This is a genomic window from Leucobacter chinensis (genome assembly GCF_019049105.1).
Classification (GTDB): Bacteria; Actinomycetota; Actinomycetes; order Actinomycetales; family Microbacteriaceae; genus Leucobacter_A; species Leucobacter_A chinensis.
Genome location: NZ_JAHQZR010000001.1, coordinates 375,709 through 402,403, shown reverse-complemented (window position 1 = coordinate 402,403; position 26,695 = coordinate 375,709). Strand labels below are relative to the sequence as shown.

At 62.3% G+C, this 26,695-nt stretch carries 26 protein-coding genes and 1 tRNA gene; 7 read left to right on the top strand and 20 right to left on the bottom strand.

The genetic code is table 11. The features are described from left to right. Positions 1-225: 225 nt before the first annotated feature. From aceE to KTJ78_RS01840, 7 genes are all read left to right on the top strand, one after another. Positions 226-2,952 (top strand): pyruvate dehydrogenase (acetyl-transferring), homodimeric type, encoded by a 2,727-nt coding sequence (gene aceE / locus KTJ78_RS01870; RefSeq protein WP_217132102.1) that lies wholly within the window; start codon positions 226-228, stop codon positions 2,950-2,952. A 13-nt stretch (positions 2,953-2,965) separates the two neighbouring features. Then, positions 2,966-4,171 (top strand): PucR family transcriptional regulator, encoded by a 1,206-nt coding sequence (locus tag KTJ78_RS01865; RefSeq protein ID WP_217132100.1) that lies wholly within the window; start codon positions 2,966-2,968, stop codon positions 4,169-4,171. Between the two features lie 75 nt (positions 4,172-4,246). Next, entirely contained in the window at positions 4,247-5,167 is a 921-nt protein-coding gene (locus KTJ78_RS01860) for an ACP S-malonyltransferase (protein ID WP_217132099.1), read from the top strand. Between the two features lie 8 nt (positions 5,168-5,175). Next, positions 5,176-6,180, top strand: a complete 1,005-nt coding sequence (locus KTJ78_RS01855) for a beta-ketoacyl-ACP synthase III (protein WP_217132097.1) — start codon at positions 5,176-5,178, stop codon at positions 6,178-6,180. 33 nt (positions 6,181-6,213) lie between these two features. After that, a complete protein-coding gene (locus tag KTJ78_RS01850; RefSeq protein ID WP_217132095.1) occupies positions 6,214-6,462 on the top strand; it encodes an acyl carrier protein in 249 nt (82 codons plus the stop codon). 98 nt (positions 6,463-6,560) lie between these two features. Continuing rightward, complete coding sequence (locus KTJ78_RS01845) at positions 6,561-7,799, top strand: beta-ketoacyl-[acyl-carrier-protein] synthase family protein (protein WP_217132093.1); 1,239 nt, start codon at positions 6,561-6,563, stop codon at positions 7,797-7,799. A 151-nt stretch (positions 7,800-7,950) separates the two neighbouring features. Continuing rightward, positions 7,951-8,027, top strand: a tRNA-Ile gene (locus KTJ78_RS01840). A 309-nt stretch (positions 8,028-8,336) separates the two neighbouring features. Here KTJ78_RS01840 and KTJ78_RS01835 read toward each other — a convergent pair. The 20 genes from KTJ78_RS01835 to ruvX form a co-directional block, all read right to left on the bottom strand. Beyond that, complete coding sequence (locus KTJ78_RS01835) at positions 8,337-9,230, bottom strand: undecaprenyl-diphosphate phosphatase (RefSeq protein WP_217132091.1); 894 nt, start codon at positions 9,228-9,230, stop codon at positions 8,337-8,339. A 98-nt stretch (positions 9,231-9,328) separates the two neighbouring features. Beyond that, positions 9,329-9,844, bottom strand: a complete 516-nt coding sequence (locus KTJ78_RS01830; protein ID WP_217132089.1) for a PadR family transcriptional regulator — start codon at positions 9,842-9,844, stop codon at positions 9,329-9,331. After that, entirely contained in the window at positions 9,841-10,875 is a 1,035-nt protein-coding gene (locus KTJ78_RS01825) for a DMT family transporter (protein ID WP_217132088.1), read from the bottom strand. The genes KTJ78_RS01830 and KTJ78_RS01825 overlap by 4 nt, the downstream gene beginning before the upstream one ends. 3 nt (positions 10,876-10,878) lie before the next feature. After that, positions 10,879-11,781, bottom strand: coding sequence for a guanylate kinase (gene gmk / locus KTJ78_RS01820; RefSeq protein ID WP_217132086.1), 903 nt, complete (start codon positions 11,779-11,781; stop codon positions 10,879-10,881). Continuing rightward, positions 11,778-12,626, bottom strand: coding sequence for an orotidine-5'-phosphate decarboxylase (gene pyrF / locus KTJ78_RS01815; RefSeq protein WP_217132085.1), 849 nt, complete (start codon positions 12,624-12,626; stop codon positions 11,778-11,780). The genes gmk and pyrF overlap by 4 nt, the downstream gene beginning before the upstream one ends. Next, on the bottom strand, positions 12,626-15,916 hold the full coding sequence (gene carB, locus KTJ78_RS01810) for a carbamoyl-phosphate synthase large subunit (RefSeq protein WP_217132083.1): 3,291 nt from the start codon (positions 15,914-15,916) through the stop codon (positions 12,626-12,628). The genes pyrF and carB overlap by 1 nt, the downstream gene beginning before the upstream one ends. A 24-nt stretch (positions 15,917-15,940) precedes the next feature. Then, the gene (locus KTJ78_RS01805) at positions 15,941-16,417 is read right to left on the bottom strand and encodes a carbamoyl-phosphate synthase domain-containing protein (RefSeq protein WP_217132081.1); all 477 of its coding nucleotides are present in this window, start codon (positions 16,415-16,417) and stop codon (positions 15,941-15,943) included. Next, on the bottom strand, positions 16,418-16,942 hold the full coding sequence (locus KTJ78_RS01800; protein ID WP_217132079.1) for a PH-like domain-containing protein: 525 nt from the start codon (positions 16,940-16,942) through the stop codon (positions 16,418-16,420). Then, positions 16,939-18,309, bottom strand: coding sequence for a dihydroorotase (locus tag KTJ78_RS01795; protein WP_217132078.1), 1,371 nt, complete (start codon positions 18,307-18,309; stop codon positions 16,939-16,941). Before KTJ78_RS01795 ends, KTJ78_RS01800 begins: the two co-directional genes overlap by 4 nt. Beyond that, positions 18,302-19,261, bottom strand: coding sequence for an aspartate carbamoyltransferase catalytic subunit (locus tag KTJ78_RS01790; RefSeq protein WP_217132077.1), 960 nt, complete (start codon positions 19,259-19,261; stop codon positions 18,302-18,304). The genes KTJ78_RS01795 and KTJ78_RS01790 overlap by 8 nt, the downstream gene beginning before the upstream one ends. Continuing rightward, positions 19,258-19,815 (bottom strand): bifunctional pyr operon transcriptional regulator/uracil phosphoribosyltransferase PyrR, encoded by a 558-nt coding sequence (gene pyrR, locus KTJ78_RS01785; RefSeq protein ID WP_217132076.1) that lies wholly within the window; start codon positions 19,813-19,815, stop codon positions 19,258-19,260. Before pyrR ends, KTJ78_RS01790 begins: the two co-directional genes overlap by 4 nt. Positions 19,816-19,894: 79 nt before the next feature. After that, positions 19,895-20,308, bottom strand: a complete 414-nt coding sequence (nusB, locus tag KTJ78_RS01780; protein WP_217132075.1) for a transcription antitermination factor NusB — start codon at positions 20,306-20,308, stop codon at positions 19,895-19,897. 10 nt (positions 20,309-20,318) lie between these two features. Next, positions 20,319-20,882, bottom strand: coding sequence for an elongation factor P (efp, locus tag KTJ78_RS01775; RefSeq protein ID WP_217132074.1), 564 nt, complete (start codon positions 20,880-20,882; stop codon positions 20,319-20,321). A gap of 58 nt (positions 20,883-20,940) precedes the next feature. Then, a complete protein-coding gene (locus tag KTJ78_RS01770) occupies positions 20,941-21,369 on the bottom strand; it encodes a type II 3-dehydroquinate dehydratase (RefSeq protein WP_217132073.1) in 429 nt (142 codons plus the stop codon). Positions 21,370-21,377: 8 nt separating this feature from the next. Further along, positions 21,378-22,457 (bottom strand): 3-dehydroquinate synthase, encoded by a 1,080-nt coding sequence (gene aroB / locus KTJ78_RS01765; protein WP_217132071.1) that lies wholly within the window; start codon positions 22,455-22,457, stop codon positions 21,378-21,380. Beyond that, complete coding sequence (locus tag KTJ78_RS01760; RefSeq protein ID WP_369807928.1) at positions 22,457-23,059, bottom strand: shikimate kinase; 603 nt, start codon at positions 23,057-23,059, stop codon at positions 22,457-22,459. The genes aroB and KTJ78_RS01760 overlap by 1 nt, the downstream gene beginning before the upstream one ends. Positions 23,060-23,112: 53 nt before the next feature. Beyond that, positions 23,113-24,309 carry a chorismate synthase gene (aroC, locus tag KTJ78_RS01755; protein ID WP_217132068.1) on the bottom strand — a complete coding sequence of 399 codons (1,197 nt, stop codon included), beginning with the start codon at positions 24,307-24,309 and terminating at the stop codon, positions 23,113-23,115. Positions 24,310-24,314: 5 nt separating this feature from the next. After that, entirely contained in the window at positions 24,315-25,127 is an 813-nt protein-coding gene (locus KTJ78_RS01750) for a shikimate dehydrogenase family protein (RefSeq protein ID WP_254259234.1), read from the bottom strand. Next, the gene (gene mltG, locus KTJ78_RS01745) at positions 25,127-26,215 is read right to left on the bottom strand and encodes an endolytic transglycosylase MltG (protein WP_217132064.1); all 1,089 of its coding nucleotides are present in this window, start codon (positions 26,213-26,215) and stop codon (positions 25,127-25,129) included. The genes KTJ78_RS01750 and mltG overlap by 1 nt, the downstream gene beginning before the upstream one ends. After that, positions 26,212-26,691: a Holliday junction resolvase RuvX gene (gene ruvX, locus KTJ78_RS01740; RefSeq protein ID WP_217132062.1), complete on the bottom strand. Its 480-nt coding sequence runs from the start codon at positions 26,689-26,691 to the stop codon at positions 26,212-26,214. The genes mltG and ruvX overlap by 4 nt, the downstream gene beginning before the upstream one ends. Positions 26,692-26,695: the final 4 nt, after the last annotated feature.

Genomic DNA, 26,695 nt, shown 5'->3' with positions numbered 1-26,695 from the left:
TCAGTCTACGTGGCACCACCGACAGTGCGCGAGGGTCTACCGAACATCGCGACACGCCGCAGTTGCCCCTTTTTAACCCCTTCAAAGCGACGAGTGACGCCCCTTGGCATTCTTCGCCAATTTGGTAGTAATGTGGAGACTGAACGCATATCTGCGTGAAACGATTGTGCGTTGTTGACAAAACAGCGCCAACTTCATTCTTTTGAAACTCAAAGGAGTACCCCAGTGGCAGTGAACAGTCAAGATCCGTACGCACCCGACCTCGATGATCAAGACCCTCAGGAAACGGCCGAGTGGGTAGAGTCCCTCGACGGTGTCGTCGATACTTCTGGCCCCGGCCGCGGCCGGGAAATCATGACGAGTCTTTTGCAGCGCTCACGCGAACTGCACCTCAGCGTTCCACAGGTGCCCACGACTGACTACGTCAATACGATTGCCTCGCAGAACGAGCCCGAATTCCCGGGCGACGAAGAGCTTGAGCGCGAGTACCGCAGGTGGCTCCGTTGGAATGCTGCCGTCACGGTTCACCGCGCACAGCGCCCCGGCGTGGGCGTTGGCGGCCACATCTCAACGTACGCATCAGCTGCCTCGTTGTACGAGGTCGGCTTCAACCACTTCTTCCGCGGGCAAGACCACCCGGGTGGCGGCGACCAGATCTTCGTGCAGGGTCACGCCTCACCCGGCATCTACGCACGCGCATTCCTTGAGGGTCGCCTCACAGAAGAGCAGCTGAACGGCTTCCGCCAGGAGAAGTCACAGGCTCCCCACGCTATTCCGAGCTACCCGCACCCACGCAGCCAGCCCGACTTCTGGCAGTTCCCCACCGTTTCGATGGGCCTCGGCCCTATCAACGCGATCTACCAGGCCCAGGTCAACAAGTACCTCACAAACCGCGGTATCAAAGATGCCTCAGACCAGCACGTCTGGGCGTTCCTCGGCGACGGCGAGCTTGACGAGGTCGAGAGCCGTGGACAGCTTCAGGTAGCGGCTAACGAGGGGCTCGACAACCTCACCTTCGTTATCAACTGCAACCTGCAGCGCCTCGACGGTCCCGTTCGCGGCAACGGCAAGATCATTCAGGAGCTCGAAAGCTTCTTCCGTGGTGCCGGCTGGAACGTCATCAAGGTTGTTTGGGGTCGCGAGTGGGATGCCCTGCTCGACAAAGACGACGAGGGCGCTCTGCTCAACCTCATGAACACGACGCCCGACGGCGATTACCAGACGTACAAGGCCGAGAACGGCGCATTCGTACGAGAGCACTTCTTTGGCCGAGACGAACGCACGCTCGAGATGGTCAAGGACTACACCGACGACGAAGTCTGGGGCCTGCGCCGCGGCGGTCACGACTACCGCAAGGTCTACGCTGCCTACAAGGCTGCCACCGAGCACAAAGGTCGCCCGACCGTTATTCTTGCGAAGACCATTAAGGGCTACGGGCTCGGCTCATACTTCGAGGGCCGCAACGCGACCCACCAGATGAAGACGATGCGACTTGAAGACCTCAAGCGCTTCCGCGACACCATGCGCATCCCGATCACCGACGAGCAGCTCGAGGCGAACCCAGATCTGCCGCCGTACTACAACCCGGGTCCCGACCACCCGACGATCCGCTATATGAAGGATCAGCGCTCGCGCCTCGGTGGTTACGTACCCGAGCGCCGCACGAAACACACCGAGCTGGCACTGCCAGACAACAAGGTGTACTCGGTCGCGGCCAAGGGATCGGGCACGCAGGAAGCTGCGACCACCATGGCGTTTGTGCGCATGCTGCGCGACGTCATGCGCGACAAGGAATTCGGTTCACGCATCGTGCCGATCATTCCCGATGAGGCCCGCACTTTCGGTATGGATTCGTACTTCCCGACCTCGAAGATTTACAACCCTCACGGCCAGAACTACCTCTCGGTCGACCGCGAGCTGTTGTTGGCCTATAAAGAGAGCCCGCAGGGTGTGCTGCTGCACGTCGGCATCAACGAGGCAGGCGCAGCGGCCGCGTTCACGGCGGTCGGCACCTCGTATTCAACGCAGGGCGAGCTGCTCGTTCCCGTCTACATCTTCTACTCGATGTTTGGGTTCCAGCGCACGGGCGATGCGTTCTGGGCAGCTGGCGACCAGATGGCCCGGGGCTTCATCATCGGCGCCACCGCAGGCCGCACCACGCTCACCGGCGAGGGCCTGCAGCACGCCGACGGTCACTCGCTGCTGCTCGCGGCCACGAACCCGGCCGTTATCTCGTATGACGCGGCTTACGGCTACGAGATCGGCCACATCTTCCGTTCGGGTCTCGAGCGCATGTACGGCGGTCAGCATGAAGATCCGAACGTCATGTACTACCTCACCGTGTACAACGAGCCATACGTTCAGCCTGCCGAGCCCGAAAACGTTGATGTCGAGGGCATCGTGCGCGGTATTCACCGTGTGCACGAGGCTGCCAAGAGCGATCTGAACGCCGAGATTCTTGCCTCGGGTGTTGCCGTGCCATGGGCCATCGAGGCCGCAGAGGTACTCAAGTCAGAGTGGGGCGTCGACGCGAGCGTCTGGAGCGTCACCAGCTGGGGTGAGCTGCAGCGTGATGGCCTCGCCGCCGAGAAGCAGAACTTTGCGAACTTCGAGGCAACGCCGCGGGTTCCCTACCTGACGTCGAAGCTGCAGGGTGTCACCGGCCCCGTTGTCGCGGTCAGCGACTGGGCAACGCAGATTCCCGAGCAGATTCGCCCATATGTGCCCGCAACCTACACGGTTCTCGGCGCCGATGGTTTCGGCTACTCAGACACCCGTGCAGCTGCACGCCGCGACTTCAAGATCGACCGCGAGTCGGTCGTCGTGAAGGTGCTGCAGCAGCTGGCGCTTCAGGGCAAGATTGACTCATCGATTCCAGTACAAGCAGCCGAGCGCTACCGCCTCGATGACGTCAACGCCGGTTCAACCGGCGGTGCGGGCGGCGACGCGTAAGCGAGAGCATTCAATGCAACAATCTAAACAACAGGAGCTCGCCTGGCTTCGAAAGATTTCAGGCGAGCTCGCTACCCAAACGATCGCAACGCTCGAAGAGACCCTGCCCTGGTACGGCGCAATGCCGCCAAGCCGGCGCTCTTCGATCGGGCTCGTCGCGCAGTCGGGCATCAGCTCGTTCATCGCGTGGTACGAAGACCCGACGAGCACTCCGTGGGTTGCAGCCGACGTCTTTGACGCCGCGCCCCGCGAGCTGCTCCGTTCGATCAGCCTGCAAGAGACGCTGCAGCTCATTCGCGTGGTGGTGACCGTCGTCGAGGCGAGGGTTGCTCCAAAGAGTGAGCAGCTGCGTGAGGCCGTCATGCACTACTCGCGTGACGTCGCCTTCGCTTCGGCTGACGTGTACGCGAGGGCTGCCGAAGCACGAGGCCTGTGGGACGCGCGCCTCGAGGCTCTCGTCGTCGATGCCATTCTGACCGGAGAGGCCGACGAAGAGCTTCCGAGCCGCATTGCGGCCCTTGGGTGGCACGGCCACGGTGAGGCCGCGGTTATCGTGGGCACCGCCGACCGCAACGTCGACATCGATCAGATTCGTCGCACCACGCGTCACCGTGGAGCCGATGTACTCATTGGGTTGCAGGGCAAGCGTCTCGTGCTCGTGATCGGTCGCGCCGAGGCTGGCTCGCAAGACGGCGAGCACCCAGCAGACGAGAACACACCGTCATTCCACGAGATCGCCGAACGACTCTCGGAGTTTTTTGTCGATGGCCCGATCGTTGTTGGCCCGACGGTTCCGAATCTCGTCGAGGCATCAAAGTCGGCTCACGCGGCCCTCGCTGGTGTTGCGGTCGCGAGAGCATGGAGAGCGGCCCCCCGCCCCGTAGCAGCCGACGATCTCTTGCCAGAGCGGGCACTCGCGGGCGACTCACTCGCCAGGGCGACTCTTATCGAGCAAATCTACCAACCGCTGAAGAGCCACTCACCCGAGCTGCTCGAAACGCTCTGGTGCTACCTCGACAATGGCCGTTCACTGGAAGCAACGGCACGTGAGCTTTTCGTGCACCCGAACACCGTTCGGTATCGCCTGAAAAAGGTCTCTGAGGTCATTGGGTGGAACGCAACCGGTGCCCGCGAGGCACTCATCTTGCAGTCGGCCCTCATCATCGGATCGATCGCTCCTGTACCCGCAAAACGGCCGTTGCGTCGCCCAAAAGCGTGACAACCTACAACGTTTTCGGCGAATCTCGATAGTTTATATGCACTCTGAACCCACTCAATCTGGAAGACTAGAAGCGTGATTGTTATAGCTTGCCCAGGCCAGGGCTCTCAAACCCCCGGCTTTCTGACCGAATGGCTCAGCGACCCCGCTGACCGTGCCTTTCTCGAAGAGGTGTCGCAAAACATTGGTGTCGACCTCATAGAGCACGGCACTATCAGCGACGCCGAGACGATTCGTGACACCGCAATCGCTCAACCCCTCATCGTTGCTGCGAGTTTGCTCGCCTGGCGCGCGCTCGCGCGCCGCACCGACCTCTCGGCAGCCGCCGTGGCTGGCCACTCGGTCGGCGAGTTTGGCGCTGCGGCGATCGCGGGTGTCTTCTCAGAACACGATGCTCTCTCGCTCGTGGCAACACGCGGCGCCGCGATGGCCCAGGCCGCAACCGAGGCAGCTACCTCAATGGCCGCAGTGGTCGGAGGCGTCGAAGATCAGGTACTCGAAGCCATCGAGTCGTTCGGCCTCACCCCTGCCAACCGCAACGGTGGTGGCCAGATCGTCGCTGCAGGCGCTGAAGAGGCCATCGCGAAACTCGTTGCCGAGCCTCCACGCGGGGCACGCGTCATTCAGCTGCAGGTCGCAGGAGCCTTCCACACCGACTACATGGCCTCAGCCATTCCCACGCTGCAGGAGGCCGCATCACTCGTCACGGTGAACGACCCTGCCCGTGTGCTCTGGACCAATGCCGATGGTTCGCGCATTACCAAGGGCACAGAGTTTCGTGACCTGCTCATCACCCAGGTGTCAAACCCTGTGCGATGGGATTCATGCATGCAATCATTCACCGAAGCAGGCATCACTGGCTTCATCGAACTTCTTCCGGGCGGTGCACTCTCGGGCATCGCGAAGCGCGGCATGCGTGGCGTACCCAGTGTCGCGATCAAAACCCCGGCAGATCTCGACGCCGCCGTCGAACTCATTACGTCAGCGAACGAGTAGGAACAATCATGGCAGTGCTCACACAAATTACTGGCCCCGCGCACACCCGCATCCTTTCGGTGGGTGCCGCACGCGGCAACATCGACGTGCCCAACGATGATCTCGTCGAGGCGATCGACTCTTCTGACGAGTGGATCCGCCAGCGTACCGGCATCATCCAGCGCCGTCGCGCGAGTGAAGATGTTCTCGCAGTGGACCTTTCGGTTGAGGCAGGCGAAGAAGCGATCGTGCGTTCCGGTCTCGACCGCTCAGAAATAGATGGTGTGATCATCTCGACGATTTCGAACGTGGCGGTCACTCCGTCGATGGCTGCTCTCGCTGCGCACCGACTCGGGCTCACCCCAGCAGCAGCATTCGATATCTCTGCCGCGTGTGCCGGCTACGTCTACGGCGTCGGCCAGGCTGACGCGCTCGTACGCTCTGGCGTGTGCAAGAACGTTCTTGTCATCGGCTCAGAGAAGCTGTCTGACCTTGTTGACCCAACCGACCGCTCGATCTCATTCTTGCTCGGTGATGGCGCTGGCGCCGTTATCGTTGGCGCGAGCGACACGCCAGGCATCGGCCCCACTATCTGGGGTTCTGACGGCGGCCACTGGGACACGATCCACATGACCACGACCTTCAGCGATTACCGCGCAAACCCGGGCGAGGTCGCCTGGCCGACGCTCCGGCAAGACGGGCAGACTGTCTTCCGCTGGGCTGTCTGGGAGATGGCGAAGGTCGCGAAAAAGACGATCGCTGCCTCGGGAATTGAGGTTTCTGACCTCGCCGCGTTTATCCCCCACCAGGCAAATATGCGTATCATTGACGAGTTCGCTAAACAGCTGAAACTTCCCGAAACCGTTGCCGTTGCGCGCGATATCGAGATGCAGGGCAATACCTCTGCCGCCTCGATTCCGCTCGCGATGCACCAGCTTCTCGAAGAACAGCCAGAACTTTCAGGCGGCCTCGCGCTGCAGATCGGCTTTGGGGCCGGTCTGGTCTACGGCGCGCAGATCGTCACCCTGCCCTAATACTTCCAACCAAAACACATAAGGAGAAAAACCATGGCAGCTACTCAAGAAGAGGTACTTGCAGGTCTTGCAGAGCTCGTTGCAGACGAGACCGGCATCGCGGCCGACGTTGTCACCCTTGAGAAGTCATTCACCGATGACCTCGACATCGACTCGATCTCGATGATGACCATCGTCGTGAACGCTGAAGAGCAGTTCGACGTCAAGATCCCGAACGAGGAAGTCAAGAACCTCGTTACCGTGGGCGACGCGGTCAACTTCATCGTTGCAGCTCAGGCGTAACCCACGCCACCTGAGAGGGGCTGAGGAGAACCTCCTCGCCCCTCCCCCTTATCTTTACGATCAATGATGCGAAATCATCACCCCTCGGGAGAACACCATTGACTAAGAAAATCGTCATTACCGGCATTGGCGCATCGTCACCCATCGGTGGCACCGCGCAGGAATCTTGGGACGCCCTACTCGCTGGAGAGTCGGGCATTCACAGCCTCGAATTTGACTGGATCGAGCAATACGACATTCCCGTCACGTTCGCTGGCAAAGCAAAGGTGAACCCTGAAGAGGTGCTCGAGCGACCCGTCTGGAAACGCCTCGACCCCTCAAGCCAGTTCGCACTGATCGCAGCAAAAGAAGCGTTCGCCGACGCAGGCACCCCAGAGGTCGCCTCAGAGCGCCTCGGCGTTGACTGGGCCACCGGTATTGGTGGCGTGTGGTCGCTCCTCAACGCGTGGGACACCCTGCGCGAAAAGGGTCCCCGCCGCGTCATGCCCCTCACGGTGCCCATGCTCATGCCCAACGCACCATCGGCCGCCGTTTCAATGCACTTCGAGGCCCGCGCATATGCTCGCACCGTGGCCTCGGCCTGCGCCTCAAGCACCGAGTCGCTCGCAAATGCTTACGATCACCTGCAGGCTGGTCTCGCCGACGTCGTCATTGCCGGCGGATCGGAAGCAGCCATTCACCCGGTCACCATCGCCTCCTTCGCCTCGATGCAGGCACTCTCGACGCGCAACGATTCGCCCGAGACCGCATCGCGCCCGTACAACACTGACCGCGACGGCTTCGTCATGGGCGAGGGCGCTGCTGCGCTCGTGCTCGAGACCGAAGAGCATGCACTCGCCCGCGGCGCGAAGATTTACGCTGAGCTCGCAGGCGGCGGCGTGACCGCCGACTCGTACCACATCACGGCAAACGACCCAGAGGGCCGTGGAGCAAGCCGCGCCGTTGAGATGGCGCTCGAGCAGGCCGGCGTTACTGCGGCCGATGTCACCCACATCAACGCTCACGCAACCTCTACCCCGGTCGGCGACCCTGCCGAGTACGCGGCGCTCAAGCTCGTGTTCGGCGATCGCGTCGACGAGATCGCTGTTTCGGCGACGAAGGCTGCTACCGGCCACCTCCTCGGAGGCACGGGAGCGCTCGAGGCCGTCTTTACCACACTCGCGGTGCAGAACCGCCTCGCTCCCCCGACGATCAACCTCGTCGATCAGGATCCCGAGATTCCACTCTCGGTCTCGTCAGAGGCGCAGTCTCTCGGCGACGGGCCTCAGGTCGCGATCTCGAACTCGTTCGGATTCGGTGGACACAACGCCGTTGTCGTGATCCGCTCGGTCGACTAACTTCTGCGCCAGTGCGGCGGCACTCCTTCCCTAGGATGTCGCCGCACTGTCACGAAGAAGCGATCATTCTCTTCCCTAACGCGCATCCGGTCATCAGGCCGCCCAGCGTCAGGGTAGAATAAAGCGTCGCGAACAAAGACCACCCACTCACGGGGCATTAGCTCAGCTGGTTAGAGCACCGGACTCATAATCCGTCGGTCGCGGGTTCAAGCCCCGCATGCCCCACCAACACATCTGTACTCGTGCAACACAACGGTACTCGTGCAACACAACGGTACTCGTGCAACACATCAGTACTCGTGGCGCTTTGGACTTCGTGAGGCCTGCCTGCGGGTGCGGCCGCCTTCGTTGCACGCCTTTTTCGCGTCTACTTGACGAAAAGCAAGGTCTTTCTCGAAATACACCCTGCTTTTCGTCAAGTAAACCGCTGGAAGGCGAGCAGCAGCACTGCAGCGGGTGGCCGGGCCCCGTGACGCCCCGCGCCGCCCCGCCCCGCGACGGCCAAGCCCCGCGCTCCGAGGCAGTAGCCGGTTGGCGTTACGCCGCGACAGGCGCCAGCGCGCCAAGCACCTCGGTCGCGCCGCCGCCGAGCGCCACGTTCGCGCCGCCGTTCGGAGTCAGCACCCCGGTCATGAGCAGCGCGATGATAACGAGGCCAATCACGACGCGGTAGATCACGAACGGGGTGAAGCTGCGCTTCGAGATGTAGTTCATGAAGAAGCCAATGACGAAGAGCGCGACCACGAATGCGATGACGGTTGCCAGAGCAGTCATGCCCATGGGCGTCGAGCCGGGCGCCTTGATCGCTTTGTAGAGCTGGTAGAAACCTGAGCCGAACACGGCCGGGATCGCGAGCAGGAACGAGTAGCGGGCCGCTGCCTCGCGCTTGTAGCCCATGAAGAGGCCGGCGGTAATCGTGCCGCCTGAGCGTGAGACTCCGGGAATAAGGGCGAGCGCCTGGGCGAAGCCGTAAATGAGGCCGTGCTTCCAGGTCAGCTTTTCGAGGGGGCGGGTTTTCTTCCCCGCCCAGTCGGCGACACCGAGCAGAAGCCCGAAGAAGATGAGGGTGAAGGCAACGAACCACAGTGAGCGAAGGGTCGTCTCGATCTGGTCTTCAAAGGCGAGGCCAAGCACGACGATGGGAATGGTGCCGACGATGATCCACCAGCCCATGAGGGCGTCAGGGTCGTTGCGCGCGATTTTGCCTGTGAGAGAGCGGAACCAGTTGCCGATAATGCGCACGATGTCTTTCCAGAAGAAGACGATCACGGCGAGCTCGGTGCCCAGCTGAGTGATTGCGGTAAAGGCTGCGCCGGCGTCGCCGATGCCGAGCAGTTCGCTCGTGACGCGCAGGTGAGCGCTCGATGAGACCGGGAGAAACTCAGTGAGTCCCTGCACGAGCCCGAGTATGATCGCCTCGAAAATACCCATGAGTTCCTTTCGTTGGGTGTCGGTCGCTCCGACCTGCAATAGTTTAATTGCCCCGCGGTGCTCACCCGTGTGCGTTTGCAGGGAAAGGCGGGCTGGCGCTACTGCCTCGGCCTGCCCCGGGGTGGGCGCTCGTGAGAAACGGCGAAGGGCTGTGGGGCCACTTCACGCAGCTCGGCGAGCCAGGAGAGCGCTGCGAGGGCAAGGTGCCGCTGAGCGAGCTGGCCTGGGCTTTCGTCGTGAACACTGTCGAGGCGCGCTTGCCAAAGTGTTTCATAGGCGTTCAGCAAGACATCGGCGTCTCGGCCGGGCAAACTCACGGCCATCGCGACCTGCGCAAGCATCGTCTCCCAGGGATGTTGCTCGTCGGCAATGGGCTCGGTGAGCCATGAATCTGCGAGCGCACGCCCGGCATCGGTCACCGCGTAGAGCGGCAGCCCATCATCGGTCTGGGCCCGCTGCTCGGCAAAGCCGTCACGCACGAGCCGGTCGAGGGTTGAGTATACCTGGCCGACGTTGATGGGGCGCTCGCGCGGAAGCCTGCGGGTCAGCTCGCCCCGCAACTGCAGCCCGTAGGCAGGTCCCTCGGTCAAGATCGCAAGAATGGCGTGCTTCACGGCCGCCGGCCTCGGTGCCCCGAATCGTCGGTGGGAGGAAGCTCCTCGAAGGTTCCCTCAGGAATCTTGATATTGCCTGTGCTCGTCTGCATCATCTGCTTCATACCGGCTTGCGGGTGGTAACGCGCGAGGCCGAATACTCCGAGAATCGCGACGAGCCCTGAGAGCGCGAAGATGATGACCGCCGCAGCACTCGCGTGCTCTGCCTCGCCAAGAACGACGATGCCAATGAGCACTGCAATGAGCGGATCGACGACGGTGAGCCCCGCAACAACGAGGTCTGGCGGGCCCGATGAGTAGGCGTTCTGCACAAAGAACATGCCGAGTACGGCCCCGAGAATAAGAGCGGCGAGGCTGAGCCACAGGTAGGCGTCGAATTCTTGCTGCTGCAGTCTGCTGATGACCGTCTTCGCGAGCGTCGCCACGAAGCCGTACAGCACGCCGGCTCCAATAATGTATGCGAGGGCGATCGCGCGGTGCCGCATGAGTGCGAAGAGCACGAGGGCGAGCACGAAAACGACTGCGAAGATGATGAGAATGATGCGAAGCTTCGTGTCTGAAACCTTCGCGTCAACCGCGTTAAACGCGGCAACGGTTACGAAGATACCAACGCCGACGACGCACATCGCGACGGCTGTGAAGGCTTTCGCTCCGAGCCTGACCTTCGAATAGTGCATGTTGAGAAAGGCGGTGATCACGAGGGCCACAACACCAATCGGCTGCACGAGAATCAGCGGTGAGAAGCTCAGCGAGCCGATTTGCAGCACGGTCGCGAGGCCGAGCAGAATCGTGCCAACGAGCCACGAGGGTCGCTTTAAGAGGTTGAGCGTGTGCTTCGCTGAGATGCCCTGCGAGGCGCTACTGCCGGTGATGCGTTCGACCTTGTTGAGGCCGCGCGACTGGTACTGCGCACCGAACGAGAGAAACGCCGCGCCGAGCAGCGCGAGCGGTATGCCCCAAAACGCATGCGCGTCGAGCATGATCTCGTTCCCAAGCACGACAATTTGCACCGCGTCACCAGCTGGCAGCATCGCTTAGGCCTCCGACTTCTCGCCGCGCATAATCGCCACGAGACGTTCGGCAGCGAGGGCTACCTCGTCGTTCACGATGGTCTCGTCGAACTCTTCTGCAGCGGCGAGCTCGCCTTTCGCCGTCGTCAACCTGCGCTCCTGCTCTTCAGCCGATTCAGTGCCGCGGCCAATGAGGCGGCGTACGAGCTCATCCCATGTCGGTGGTGCGAGAAACACGAGTCTCGCATCAGGCATGGCGACGCTGACCTGGCGCGCACCCTGCAGATCAATTTCGAGCAACACGAGTTGTCCCTGCGCAGCGGCCTCGAGCACAGGCGTGCGGGGGGTGCCATAGCGGTAGGCGTTATGCACGGTCGCCCACTCAAGAAACTCTGACTCGGCGAGCATGCGGTCAAACTCTTCGTCGGTCACGAAAAAGTAGTGCACCCCGTCGATCTCGCCTGGGCGCGGGGCACGGGTAGTGGCCGAGACTGAGAGGCTCACCTCTGGGAAGTGCTCGCGAATGTATGCAGCAACGGTGCCCTTGCCCACCGCGGTGGGGCCCGCAAGAACAGTCAGGGGTGGCACTGTCGTCGCTTCTTCTAAGCCGAGTCGCTGCCGCACAAAGGCCTCCAGTCGTGTTCGTTGTCGAATTCCGAGCCCGCCGAGGCGCTTCCGCTCAGAAATATCCAGTGTCTCCAGGATACCGGGCATCTTGACCGCACCGATGGCGGGCATCAGTAATAAAAAGTCGGTTATCCGTAATGTTGCCGCTGGCGTGTCTGGCCTTTTCGAGAGCTCGAGCACCGTGACCGGCGACAGTTCACCGTCACGCACCCGTTGCTTGAGCTCGGCCCTTGCCCTGCGAGCCTCCACTGCCGCGCGACTTGCAGCGACCCTATCGGTGTCTGGAACCGGGTGTTTCACGCGTATGCCTCCATGATGCGTTCGTTACTCAGCGCGATACTGCTGCCGACCTGATCGGCCCCACCGTTGACGATGCTGCGCGATTCGCTCACGAGCACGCCTGCAGCGAGCGAGGCGAAGAGTTCGCGCACCTCGCCGACGCTTGCCCCCTGAAAGCCAAAGCCGGGTGCGAGCACGGGCACAACAGGCCCATCGTGCGTCGTAGCACGGTCGATCGCAAAGTCATCGAGGTTGACGGTCGCACCCAGCACGACACCGACCGAGCCGACCTCGCCACCCTGAGCGGCGTTCATGTCGCGCGCACCAGAGAGCACGTATTGCGCAAGTGTCTCGCCAGTCTCGACGTGGGCAAGCTGCACGGCCTTGGCCTCCGGGTTCGAGGTCGCCGAGAGTACGAAGAGCCCCTTGCCGTGTTCACTCGTGTACTCGCTGGCACCGGCGAGCGTACCGAGGCCTTGGTATGCGTGCACCGTCATCGCGTCGGCTTCGAGCGGGCTTCCTGGCTTCAGCCACGCGTCGGCGTAAGCCGCAAACGTTGAACCGATATCGCCGCGCTTCACATCGGCGATCACGAGGAGCCCCGCCTCGCGCGCATCGGCAAAGACGCGCTCGAGGGCGACGTAGCCGGCCGATCCGAAGCGCTCAAAAAACGCGATTTGGGGCTTGATGCAGGCGACCTCGCCAGCTGCCGCCGCAACAACCTCGCGCCCCAGGCGCTCAGCGTTTGCGGCGGTATCGTCGAGCTGCCATGCAGCGAGCGTACTTGCGTGCGGATCAATGCCGACGCATAAGCGGCGGCCCGCAGCAAACTGTGCTGCGAGCCGCCCACCAAAGGTGTCTGTCATTACTTCGTCTTTCGCGCGAGGCGGTCGGCCTCGTACTCCTGAAGCGGTTTCACCGTCACACCTTCAGAGACTCGTGAGATCGCAGCAACTGCCGCGTCGAGCTCAGAGACGGTCGTGAAGATGGGCATGCCAGCAGCGATGGCCGCCGCACGAATGCGGTAACCGTCGGCACGCGTCGTGCCGCCACTCGGGGTGTTGATAATCATGCCGACCTCGCCGCGATCGATGAGGTCAACCACGCTCTCTCCCCCGTTGATCTCTGAGTGCTTCTTCACGACCTCTGCCTCAATACCGTTGCGTCCGAGCACGACCTGCGTGCCCTTCGTCGCGATGAGACGGTAGCCAAGCTCTTTGAGGCGCAGGGCTGGGAGCACGATGCCACGCTTGTCGCGGTCTGAGACCGAGATAAACACGGTGTCGCCGGGCTTTGGCAGCTCACTACCGGCGGCCGATTGGCTCTTGGCAAACGCCGTCGGGAAGTCGCGATCCATGCCCATGACCTCGCCCGTCGAACGCATCTCGGGGCCGAGCAGCGAGTCGACTACGAGGCCCTCGGTCGTGCGGAATCGCTTGAACGGCAGAACCGCCTCTTTCACCGCGATGGGTGAATCGATGGGAGCGCGTGAGCCGTCACGCTCATCAAGCACACCGGCGTCGATGAGGTCTTGAATCTTCTCGCCTGCCATGACGCGTGCCGCGGCCTTTGCGAGCGGAATCCCGAGTGCCTTCGAAACGAACGGCACGGTACGCGATGCGCGGGGGTTTGCCTCAAGCACGTAGAGCACGCCCTGGCCGATGGCAAACTGTACGTTCAAAAGCCCACGTACGCCAACGCCCTCTGCGATCGCACGGGTTGCCTCGCGAATCTCGCCGATCTGCTCGAAGCCGAGCGTGATGGGAGGCAGGGTACAGCTTGAGTCACCCGAGTGCACGCCAGCCTCTTCGATGTGCTCCATGACGCCGCCAACGTAGAGCTGCTCGCCGTCGTAGAGCGCGTCGATGTCAATCTCGATTGCATCATCGAGAAAACGATCGACGAGCAGCGGGTTTCCGGGGCCAACGAGCGCCGATCCCTCGATGCGCACGAAGTAGTCGCGCAGCGAGTCGGTGTCGTACACGATCTCCATACCGCGGCCGCCGAGCACGAACGACGGGCGCACGAGCACGGGGTACCCGATCTCTTCGGCGACGCGGATCGCGCCAGCCTCGTCGATGGCCGTGCCGTTGCGCGGCGCGTGCAGGCCTGCCCGGTCAAGAATCTGCGAGAATGCACCACGCTCTTCGGCGAGGTCGATTGCCTCGGGGGTTGTGCCGAGAATCGGCACCCCGTTGTCTTTGAGCAGCTGCGCGAGGCCGAGTGCCGTCTGGCCGCCGAGCTGCACGATGACGCCGACAAGCTCACCCGAATCCTGCTCTGCGTGAATGACCTCGAGCACATCTTCGAGCGTGAGCGGCTCGAAGTACAGACGATCTGAGGTGTCGTAGTCGGTCGAGACCGTTTCGGGGTTGCAGTTGATCATAATCGTCTCGTAGCCGGCCTCCGAGAGAGAGAATGAGGCGTGCACGCACGAGTAGTCGAACTCGATGCCCTGACCGATACGGTTGGGGCCAGCGCCCAGGATGATGACCTTCTTGCGATCGGTCGCAATCGCCTCGGTCTCCTGGTCGTACGACGAGTAGAGGTACTGCTGAAGCCCCTCGTGCTCGGCCGAGCAGGTGTCAACCTTCTTGAACACGGGGCGCAGGCCGTGGGCATGGCGCCAGCCGCGCACCTCTGACTCGCGCATACCGCGCAGCTCACCAATTTGAGCATCTGAGAAGCCGTGGTTCTTGGCGTGCTTCAGCAACTCACTCGTGAGTTCTGCCGCCTCACGGACTTCGTGGGCGATCTCGTTGATGAGCACGATCTGGTCGAGGAACCAGGGGTCAATCTTCGTTGCTTCGAAGACCTGCTCGATCGTCGCGCCCTTGCGCAGCGCCTGCTGAATATCAACGAGGCGGCCGTCGGTCGGGCGCACCATGGTCGTGAGCAGCTCGTCTACTGAACGCTCGTCTTCGCCCCAGTGGAACGATGAACCCTTCTTCTCAAGCGAGCGCAGCGCCTTCTGCAGGCCAGTCGCGAAGTTACGGCCAATGGCCATGGCTTCGCCTACCGACTTCATGGTCGTCGTGAGCGTGTCGTCGGCTGCAGGGAACTTCTCGAAGGCAAAGCGCGGAACCTTCACGGCGACGTAGTCGATCGTGGGGTCGGCGGCAACGTCTTGAATGCCCGTCATATCGTTTGTGAGCTCTGCAAGTGTGTAACCGAGTGCAAGCTTGGCCGCGATCTTTGCGATCGGGTAACCGGTCGCCTTCGAGGCGAGGGCCGACGAGCGCGAAACACGGGGGTTCATCTCGATGACGATGACTCGGCCGTCTGTGGGATTGATGGCAAACTGAATGTTGCAGCCGCCGGTGTTCACACCGACGCGGCGAATGATCTCTTCACCGATGCGGCACATGTTCTGGTACTCGGGGTCGGTCAGCGTGATCGCCGGGGCGATCGTGATGGCGTCACCCGTGTGCACGCCGACGGGGTCAACGTTTTCGATCGAGCACACGATCACCGAGGCGCCGGTGGGGTCTTGCATGAGCTCAAGCTCATATTCTTTCCACCCGAGGATCGACTCTTCGAGCAGCACCTCGCCCGTGGGGCTCGAATGAATACCGTCGGTGACGATGCGCACGAGCTCTTCTTCGGTGTATGCGAATCCTGAGCCGAGGCCGCCCATGGTGAATGAGGGGCGCACGACGAGCGGGTAACCGAGGTCTTTCGCCTGTTCCTTCGCCTGCTCAACCGTCGTGGCGATGTATGACTTTGCCACATCGGCGCCTGCTTCAATCACGATGTCTTTGAAGAGCTGGCGGTCTTCACCGCGCTGAATGGCAGCGATGTTCGCGCCGATGAGCTCGACGTTGTGCTTGTCGAGAATGCCGAGCTCGTCGAGCTCGATCGCGGCGTTCAGTGCAGTCTGCCCGCCGAGCGTTGGCAGGAGCGCGTCGGGCTTCTCTTTCGCGATGATCTGCTCGATGACCTCGGCTGTGATCGGCTCAACGTAGGTTGCGTCGGCGAAATCGGGGTCGGTCATGATCGTTGCGGGGTTCGAGTTCACAAGAATGACTCGCACGCCCTCCTGGCGCAGCACGCGGCAGGCCTGGGTACCTGAGTAGTCGAACTCGCACGCCTGGCCGATAACGATCGGGCCAGAACCAATGACGAGTACTGAGTGAATGTCTGTGCGTTTTGGCATAAAAGTGCTCCTGTGCTGCTGGTTCTACGCGGCGGTGTTGACGATGGTTGCGAGCTCGGCGTCTGAGAGCTGTGCGTCTGCTCCCGAGAAGATGCCTGCGCGAAGCGGGCTGTCTGCTGCCGCGATGCGGCGCGTCAGCGCGCGGGTGTCGATGCCTGAGATGCCGACGACTTCGTCGCGGGCGAGATCGTCATCGAGGCTGCGGGTTGCGCGAAAATTTGAGACGCGGCGAGCCGGGTCGCGCACAACGAGACCAGCGGCCTCGATGCGTGACGAAACCGCGTCTTCGTCGTTCACACCGGTCGCACCGATGTGCGGCGTCGCGAAGACGACAATCTCTCCGGCGACCTTCGGGTCAGTGAGTGTCTCGAGGTATCCGGTGGGGGCTACATCGAGCCGCAAAGTGCCAACACTTCGTCCGACTGAGCCGTATGCGCGGCCCTCAAAGCGGGTGCCATCGGCGAGTACGAGTACGGCGCTTGATGTGGTCGTGGCGGTCATTTAAGCCTCCTCTAGTGAGCGAGCGGTTGTTGAGTTGGGGTGCTGGTTGAGCATTCGAGCGATGCTCTCAGCAAATTCGTGTTGTTGGTGCGGCGTGCTGAAACGAAAGCTCGTCGCGAGGGCGCCTCGTGGTGAGACCCACTCGAGGTTTGAGAGCCCGTCGTGCTCTACAACCTTGTCGATGGTGAGCTGAGCGAGCGTCTCGCCCGTGATGGCCTCGCGTGCGATGACCACGGGGTCTTCACCCGTGACCTGTACCTCAAGCCCGTCGGTACGAACGGCGACCTGAGCCCAGCCGCGAAAAGCGAGACCGGGAACAGCGACGCGTTCGAGCGGCGCACCTTGCGGGGTGGTTGCTACGTAGAACACGCGGTCAAACGATGCGATGGTGTCGCCAGTGAGCGTGGTCTCGATCGGAGCGAGATCGGCGTCGCGTCTGCCACGTCGTCGCCAGCTTCGCCACATGAGCCAGAAGAGCAGCGCGGTCAGAGCCACCAATACGAGCGTCGACGTGAAGAAATTCATGAGAGGTTCTCCTTTGCTGCCTGGGCGACCGTTGCTTCGTCAACGAGCACACCTTGATCGAGGGTGAGGTACCCGTGGCGAATGGTGGTGTGCACCCGCCCGGGAAGTTGCATGCCGAGAAACGGCGAGTTCAGGCTGAGCCCCTTGAGGTCGGCAACGCTGAAGGTGCTCGACGCGCTCGGATCGACGAGCACGAGGTCAGCGACCTCTCCCTCGTCGAGCGACGCTGGGTGCCCCTCGAGTTTGCCGATGGAGGCCGGGGTGTGTGAGAGCAGCTGTTCGAGCCGCTGCCAACTCACGGTGCCTTCGTCAATAAGCGTGAGCATCGCGATGGGCAGCGCCGATTCGAGGCCGACCATGCCAAACGCCGCCGAGTCCCACTCACACTCCTTGGTTTCACTGGGGTGCGGTGCGTGGTCAGTGGCGATGATGTCGATAATGCCGTCGGCAACCGCTCGCCTCAACGCTTTTACGTCGGCATCGCGGCGAAGCGGCGGGTTCACCTTGAAGATCGGGTCGTAGCTCACGGCTTTGTCTTCGGTAAGAATGAGGTGGTGAGGCGTCACCTCGGCGGTGACGTTCACGCCGCGCTCCTTAGCCCAGCGCACGACCTCGACCGAGCCTGCGGTTGAGAGGTGGCAGATGTGCAGTCGCGCCCCGATGTGCTCTGCGAGCAGGACGTCGCGCGCGATAATCGATTCCTCGGCAACGGCAGGCCAACCGGCGAGGCCAAGCTGGCTCGAGAGCTCACCCTCGTTCATCTGGGCATTCTCGGTGAGACGCGGATCCTGCGCGTGTTGCGCGATGACCCCATCGAACGTTTTCACGTACTCAAGAGCTCGACGCATGAGCAGCGAGTCGTGAACGCACTTGCCGTCGTCAGAAAAGACGGTCACGCCTGCGCGTGACTGCGCCATAGCGCCGATCTCGCTGAGGCGCTCACCCTCAAGCCCCGCCGTGACCGCACCGATCGGGCGCACCGTGGCGTACCCTGCGGCCTGGCCAAGGGCTTGTACCTGCTCAACGACGCCCGCGGTGTCAGAAACGGGCATGGTGTTGGCCATGGCGTAGACGGTCGTGAAGCCACCTGCGGCGGCGGCCCTGGTTCCCGTCAACACGGTCTCAGACTGCTCGAAACCCGGCTCGCGAAGGTGTGTGTGCAGATCAACGAGCCCCGTCATCGCGATGAGCCCCGTTGCGTCGATGACTCGCGCCTCGGCGCTCTCAATTGCCCGGCCCACGCGAACGATGCGGCCACCATCGACCAGGATGTCGACGGTCTCGGCATCGCCGACGCTCTTGCCAGCCTCGGTGAGGTCTTGCGCCCTCGTGACGTTGGTAATCAGTATCTGGCCCGCGTTAGGCATGCGTTTGCTCCTTGTCTCCTGAAAGCAGCAGGTACAGTGCCGCCATACGAACCGATACGCCACTCGAAACCTGATCGAGCACGGTCGATCGATCAGAGTCGGCTGCGGCAGATGAAATTTCGAGGCCACGGTTCATAGGCCCCGGGTGCATGATGAGTGAGTGCTCTGGGAGCGCTGCAAACCTGCGGTCATCAAGGCCCCAGTTGCGCGCGTACTCGCGCTCGTTCGGGAAGAACGCGTGGTGCATGCGCTCCCCCTGAATGCGCAGCATCATGACGACGTCTGGGGCGTCTTCGCGAATCGCCTCGTCGAGCGAGTGTCGAATCGTCGCAGGCCACGCCCGCACACCATAGGGTTGCAGGGTCTCAGGGGCGACGAGCGTCACATGGGCGCCGAGCGTCGTGAGAAGCCAGAGATTTGACCTCGCGACCCGTGAGTGGGCAATGTCGCCAACAATCGCGACAGAGATTCCGTCGAGATCACGCCCACGACTCTGGGCACCGAAGAGGCGTTTGCGCAGCGTGAAAGCGTCAAGCAGCGCCTGGGTTGGGTGTTCGTGCGTTCCGTCGCCAGCGTTCAGGACGCCGGCCTCGATCCACCCCGACTCTGCGAGGCGCTGCGGAGCGCCCGAGGCGTGGTGACGAATGACGACGCCGTCGGCGCCGATGGCCTGCAGCGTTTGCGCGGTGTCTTTGAGCGACTCGCCCTTCGACACCGACGAGCCCTTAGCGCTGAAGTTGATCACGTCGGCGCTCAAGCGCTTCGCGGCGGCCTCGAATGAGATGCGGGTGCGCGTCGAATCTTCGAAGAAGAGGTTCACGACAGACTTGCCGCGCAGTGTGGGCAGCTTCTTGACCTCGCGATGCTGGGTCGCAGCCATGTCTTCGGCCGTGTCGAGAATGCGCAGCGCTGCGTCGCAGCCAAGCGTTCTCGTGTCGAGTAGATGCTTCATGCCTCGGCCTCCCCTGCCGCCTCGGTCGATGAGATCGTGACCTGGTCGATGCCGTCGTGCTCGACGAGGTGCACCTGAATGCGCTCGCTCTTGGCACTCGGAAGGTTCTTGCCGATGTAGTCGGCCCGAATCGGGAGCTCGCGGTGGCCCCGGTCAATGAGGGAGGCGAGCCGCACGGCAACGGGGCGGCCGTGGTCGCCTAGGGCATCGAGCGCAGCACGCACCGTGCGGCCCGAGAACAGAACATCGTCGACGAGCACGACGGTAATGCCGTCAACGCCCTCGGCGGGCATGTCGGTCGGGCCCGTGACTCTTGTCGGGTGGCGGTCGAGGTCGTCACGGTACATCGTGACGTCGAGCGAGCCGACGGGAACCGTTACTCCCTCGATCTGTTCGATGTGCTGGGCGATGCGATGCGCGAGAGCGACCCCGCGCGTGGGTATGCCAACCAGCAGCAGCCCGTGGGGGCCCTTGTTTGCTTCTATGATCTCGTGTGAGATTCTGCGAAGTGCGCGAGTAATCTCGGCACCTTCGAGCACCGTTCGCGTATACACAACCAGAGCCCCCTTCTCCGCCTCACAGGACGGGTTTAAAGAAGTGCTTACCGTAAAAACTATAGCCGAAGAGCGCCGATCATTCAGCGTGTGTCGCGATATTTCCCAGCACGCCGTTAATGAAACGGCTTGAATCGTCGGTCGAGTACTCCTGTGCGAGAAGAACCGCCTCGGTGATGGCCACTGCGGCGGGAACCTCGTCGTTATACAAGATCTCCCAGCTGGCGAGGCGCAGGAGCGCCCGGTCAACGTGAGGCATTCGTTCGAGTGACCAGCCCTCGGCGTACTTCACGATGAGAGCGTCGATCTCTTCGCCGTGGTCGTGAACACCGTCGGTGATCTCTCGGGCGTACAGCCAGGAGCCCATGCGATCGGGCTCCTGTGCTGCACGTCTGGCTTCGGCCTCAATGACCTGGGGAATCTCGATTTCTCGCAGGTCAGCCTGAAACAGCATGTCTAGTGCGCGCTTGCGCGCTTTCGTTCGTGCGCTCAACGGTTAGCGATTAATCGTTGACGCGACCGAGGTAGTCGCCCGTGCGCGTATCGATCTTGACCTTGGTACCGGTCTCGAGGAAGAGGGGAACCTGAATCTCGTAGCCCGTCTCGACCTTTGCGGGCTTCGTGCCACCGGTCGAGCGGTCGCCCTGCAGGCCTGGCTCAGTGTAGGTCACCTCGAGAATGACCGATGCTGGCAGCTCGATGTACAGGGGCTCACCCTCGTGCATGCCGATCTGCACGTTGAGGTTTTCGAGCATGTAGTTCTCGGCGTCGCCGACAACAACGGCGGGAACCGTGAGCTGATCGTAGTCAGAAAGGTCCATGAACACGAAGTCAGCGCCATCTTTGTAGAGGTACTGGAAATCGCGGCGGTCAACGGTGGCCGTCTCGATCTTTGCACCGGCGTTGTAGGTCTTGTCGATGATCTTGCCCGAGACGATGTTCTTCTGCTTGGTGCGAACGAACGCGCCACCCTTGCCCGGCTTTACGTGTTGAAACTCAACAACGCTCCAGAGCTGGCCGCTGTCTTTAATGACGGTACCGTTCTTAATATCGTTCGAGGTTGCCATGTTTCGTCTCCAAGATCATGTGTTCGATTGAAAAAATGCGACACCCTATCGTAGCGGCTCAGTCGGTGAGCGCGCTGAGAGCGAGCACATACGATTGAAACCCAAAGCCAGCGATCACGCCGGTTGCCACGCCGCTAATGGTACTCATGTGCCGAAAAGCCTCGCGAGTGTGCGGGTTCGAGATGTGCACCTCGATGAGCCGCGAGGTACCCTGCAGCATCGCTACCGCGTCGCGCAGACCGTACGAGTAGTGCGTGAATGCCGCCGGGTTGAGAATCACGTCGCAACCACGGCGAAAAGCCTCGTGGATCCACCCGATGAGCTCTGCCTCGTCGTCAGTCTGGCGCACCTCAACGCGTTGCTCTGCGGTCTTGCGCGCTTCAAGCAGCTCACGCAGGTCATCGAGCGTCGCGTGGCCGTACACCTCGGGTTCGCGTGCGCCGAGCATGCCCAGGTTTGGGCCGTTGAGAACGAGAATCTCTTGCATGGCTGCCCCTAGCTCCCGATTGCCTGGTATGCGAACTGCAGCATTGAGGGGTCGACGCCCGCGAGCACGCGTGGCTTGCCAATGTCATCGAGCACGATGAAACGCAGCATGCCCGCGCGCGCCTTCTTGTCGCGCTGCATCGTCGCGAGTAGCCCTTCCCAGCGGCCGGCACCGTAGGTCACCGGCAAGCCGAGCGAGGTAAGAATCGCCTTGTGGCGGTCGACGACCTCGTCTGAGAGCGAACCGGCGAGGCGGCCGAGCTCTGCGGCAAACATCATGCCGATCGAGACAGCGACACCGTGGCGCCACTGGTAGCGCTCGGCGTGCTCGATCGCGTGGCCGAGCGTGTGCCCGTAATTGAGGTTCTCGCGCACTCCGGTTTCGGTGAAGTCTTCGCTCACGACCGCGGCCTTGACCGCGATGGTGCGCTCGATGAGCTCGCGAAACTCGGGGCTCGACGGGTTGGTCGCGACGTCGACGTCGGCCTCGATGATTTCGAGAATGCGCGGATCTTCAATGAATCCGCACTTGACGACCTCGGCGAATCCCGCGCGAATCTCGTTGTCGGGCAGGGTCTGTAGGTGATCGAGATCGCAGATGACCCGTGCCGGTGGGTAAAAGACACCGACGAGGTTCTTGCCCTCGGCGGTGTTGATGCCGGTCTTGCCACCGAGCGCGGCGTCAACCGCGCCGATCACGGTCGTCGGAATCTGCACGAGCTTGACGCCGCGAAGCCAGGTTGCCGCGACGAAGCCCGCAAGGTCAGTTGCCGCACCCCCGCCAATGCCAATAATCGCGTCGCTGCGCGTGAAGTCAGCCTGGCCGAGCAACGTCCAGCAGAAAGCCGCGACCTCGACACGCTTCGAATTCTCAGCGTCGGGAATCTCGGCGATGAGTACCTGATGGTACGTCTCAGAGAGCGCGACGCGTAGCTCTTCGGCGATACGCCCAACCGACCCGGTGTGTACGATGAGCACCTTTGCAACCTGAGGCCCGAGAGCGCTCACGACCTCGGCCTGCAGCCCGTGCCCGACGACCACGTCGTAGCGGGTTTCTCCGGTCACCTGAATACGGGTTGCGTCAGTCACTATGCCTCTTTATCTTCGTCGTTCGTCGGGAGGGTGTCGACGAGATGCTCGCTCGCCCACGTCGTAATCCAGTTTGCCGCAACCTCGGTGAGTGCACTCTGCGAGAAGCGGTCAGTTCGAAAGGTCACGTCGGCGACCTCTTCGTAGAGGGGCCTGCGTTGGTCGAGAATGCGCTGCCACGCCCCTGGATCGTTTTTGAGCAGGGGCCTGCGCGAAAGATTCGCGGTTTTGAGCACGGCTTTCTCGGTCGTCATGAGCAGCAGCACCGGGTGGTTGCGAAGCAGCTGCCTGGTGCGCTCAGTGAGCACCGCTCCCCCGCCGAGTGCAAGCACCCTGGGGCCTTTGCGCGCGAGCTCTGCCGCGATGACCGTCGCCTCCATCTCGCGAAACGCGCTCTCGCCCTGCTGCTCGAAGATCTGCGTGATCACTCCGTGCTGCTGCACGATGCGGGCGTCAGAGTCAACAAACGGAATGTTGAGCGCACGCGCGAGTCGCTTGCCGAGACTCGTCTTACCCGCCGCCATCGGGCCGACGAGCACGACCGCCCGGTCAAGCCCGAGCACATCGGGGTTGCCCTGCACGAGTGGTGGCGGCGACGGCACCGGGCGCTGCTGAGGGGGCCCCGCGGGGCGTGAAGCACGTCGGCGGGAAGGGCTCACTGTTCCCCTGCCGTGCTGAGCGTCTCGGGAATGTTCGCGAGGTACGCGTCGAGATTGCGCTTCGTCTCGGCAACGCTGTCGCCGCCGAACTTCTCGACCATCGCGTCGGCAAGCGTCAGGGCAACCATCGCCTCGGCCACAACGCCCGCGGCCGGAACCGCACACACGTCGCTGCGCTGGTGGTGGGCCTTCGCTTGCTCGCCCGTCGCAATGTCAATCGTCGGCAGCGCGTGAGGAACTGTCGCGATAGGCTTCATGCCCGCGCGCACCCGAAGCGGCTGACCCGTGGTCATGCCACCCTCGATGCCACCGGCGCGATCGGTCTCACGAACGATCTTGCCGTCACGCATGTGCAGCTCATCGTGCGCCACTGAACCGCGGCGACGCGTGGTCTCGAAGCCGTCGCCAAACTCAACGCCTTTAATCGCCTGGATGCCCATGATCGCGGCGGCGAGTTTGCTGTCGATGCGGCGATCCCAGTGCACGTAGGAGCCGAGCCCAGCGGGCAAGCCGTAAGCGATCACCTCGACGATGCCGCCAACGGTGTCGCCCGACTTCTTCGTCTCGTCGACTTCGGTAACCATCAACGCGCTCGTCGCTTCGTCGAAGCAGCGAAGCGGATCGGCATCGAGTCGTTCAACATCGCCCGGGACCGGAAGCGGTGTGCCGGCGGGAACCTGCACGGGCCCAATCGCAACCGTATGGCTCACGAGCTCGACCCCGAGCTCTCGTAGGAAGGCCTTCGCTACTGCGCCAAGAGCAACCCTCGCGGCAGTCTCGCGAGCGCTGGCGCGCTCAAGCACAGGGCGGGCCTCATCAAAGCCGTACTTTTGCATACCGACGAGGTCGGCGTGGCCCGGGCGCGGGCGCGTCAGCGCCGCCCCACGGCCGCGGGACTTCTCTGAGAGCTCGGTCGGCTCGGCGCTCATCACCTCGACCCATTTCGCCCACTCGGTGTTGCCAACGCGAATCGCGATCGGGCCACCAATGCTTCGGCCCTGCACAACACCTCCCGAGAGCGAGAGTTCGTCCTGTTCAAATTTCATTCGTGAGCCACGGCCATAACCGAGCTTGCGACGCGCAAGGTCATCTCTGATCTCTTGCATCGTGATGGGCAGCCCAGCGGGCATGCCCTCAAGAACAGCAATCAGTTCGGGTCCGTGTGATTCTCCAGCAGTAAGCCAACGCAGCATGCTGTCTATTCTTCCACAGAACTTGCCGCCGCTTCGCGCATAGCGGCAATCACGCGACCTTCACCCTCGAGCTCGGCTTCAGTCGAGCCATTCACGAACAGCCGAATCTGCAACACCGCCTGAAAAATGAGCATGTCAATGCCCGGGTAGCGGTCGCTTCCCCGCGCGTCCCACAACTCACTGAGGGGCGACGGCCAAGGATCGTACGCGACGTCGAAGAGCGGCGCCTGGGTTACCGTTTCTGGGAGCGCGAGACCAATACCCGCGGGGCCCGGAAGCGTACTCACGACCACCGTCGGGCGCCACACGGGCTCCTGCCCCAGCGTGCCGGGAACCGCCGCGTAGGCATTGCCGAAGGCAGCCGCCGCCTCAGGGCGTCTTGCCATGACCTGCACCTCTGCCGCTCCGCCAGCGCGAGCGGCAAGCACCGCCGAAACCGCGGTCGCTCCCGCACCCAGAACCAGCGTGCGGGTCAGATCGAGCCCGTGTGACTCGAGGGCCATACGCAGGCCCCCCACGTCGGTGTTGGCGCCGATCCACCCCGCCTCGTACCTCACGAGTGTGTTGACAACGCCACTCGCCTGAGCGACGGGGTCGAGCACGTCGGCGAGTTCACGCGCACGCGTCTTGAGCGGCATCGTGCACGAAAATCCAAGCCAATCGTCACTTAGCCCACGTAAGAGAGGCGCGAGCTCGGTTTCAGTACATTCAATGCGCTCGTACTGCCAGTCGAGACCCAACTCAGCATATGCAGCCGCGTGAATGAGCGGAGACTTTGAGTGAGCAATGGGCGAACCCAACACCGCAAGCCTGCGCATCAGCACCCGCTATCGGGGGTTTCGCTGCACCACTTGCGGTACTTGTCGACGGCTGCCTCATGGTCTTTCATATTTGAGGTGAACGTCGACTCGCCCGTGCCACCCGGCGACACAACGAAGTACAACCAATCTCCGTCTTCGGGGCTCAGTGTTGCCTCAATTGCACTGGCACCGGGGTTGGCGATGGGCCCGACCGGCAACCCCTTGTGCACGTAGGTGTTCCAGTCGTTATCGTCTTTGAGCGCTTCCTTCGATGACCACACGTTGCCATCGGCATGCTCACCGTACCCGTACTGCGCGGTCGAGTCCATTTGCAGCAGCATGTCGGTGTCGAGGCGGTTCGCGATAACGCGTGCAACCTTGCCGAAATCGCTCGGCGTTCCGGCCTCCTTCTCAACGATCGACGCGGTCGTGAGCACGCGCTGAGCGTCTTCATCACTCACCTCGAACGATGCGAGTACCGAACGCTGCTTTTGCACGAGCGTGTTGATCATGACAAAGGCGTCATCGTCAGGCCCGAACTCGTAGTTGGCAGGAAACAGCCACCCTTCGAGCGAAGTGACGCCAGCCGGAAGCCCATACGGAGCAACGTTCTTTGCCGCCTCTTCGAACTCCTCGAGTGGCACCCCAGTGCCCGCTGCAAGCCGCTCAAGCGTCTGGTCAACCGTGAGCCCCTCGCGCAGAGCCACTGAGCGTTGGAGTCGGTTCTCAGGGTCAAGGAGCGCCTCAAGTGCGCCCTCAGCGCTCATCTGCTGCTTAAGGGAATAACTGCCGGGAATCAAAACCGTGTCGGCTTTCTCGATCAACAGGTCGTAGAAGGCCTCTGAACTCTTGACCACGTCTGCCTCAGCAAGGGTCTCGGCGATGTCGCCTCCGAGCTCACCCTCGTAAATCGTGATGACGGCCTCGCCGGTTCCTGGTCCCGGGTAGTCGTTATCGACCATGCCGAAACGCTTGAGCACGGCGTCGCCGTAGCTGCCCCAGAGCACGGCCACGCCGCCCCCGAGGGCACCGAGCACGACGACAACGACGAGCAGAATGATCCACCCGCGTTTTCCTTTTCGGGGTTTTTCAGCACGATGAGTCATGAGGTGGTTTCCTCCTGTTGGGTGCCGGGCAGCACGGTGCCGGTAGGCTCCCCGCGCAACCGTTCAGCATCAATAGCGTGTTGCAAAATAACGACGGCCGCCGCCTGGTCAATAACACCGCGGCCCTTTTTATGGTTTTTTCCGGTCGCGTGTAGCTGACCCCAGGCGGTCACGGTCGAGAGCCGCTCGTCGACGAGCCTGACGTCGGTACCCAGCGCGGCAATCCGGTGTGCAAAGCCGAGCGCGTCGTCAGTTGAAGCGGTGTGTTGCCCCTGCATATTCAGAGGCAAGCCCACCACGCACTCGATGACCTCATACTCTGCGATCAGCGCACCAATACGCTCAATATCGGTCGAGCCTTCGAGATCGCGAGCCACCGTTTCAACCGGGGTCGCGATCATGCCGTGGGCATCGCATTTTGCAACACCAATGCGTGCTTTACCGACGTCAATGCCGAGACGAACCCCCACTCGCATCGAG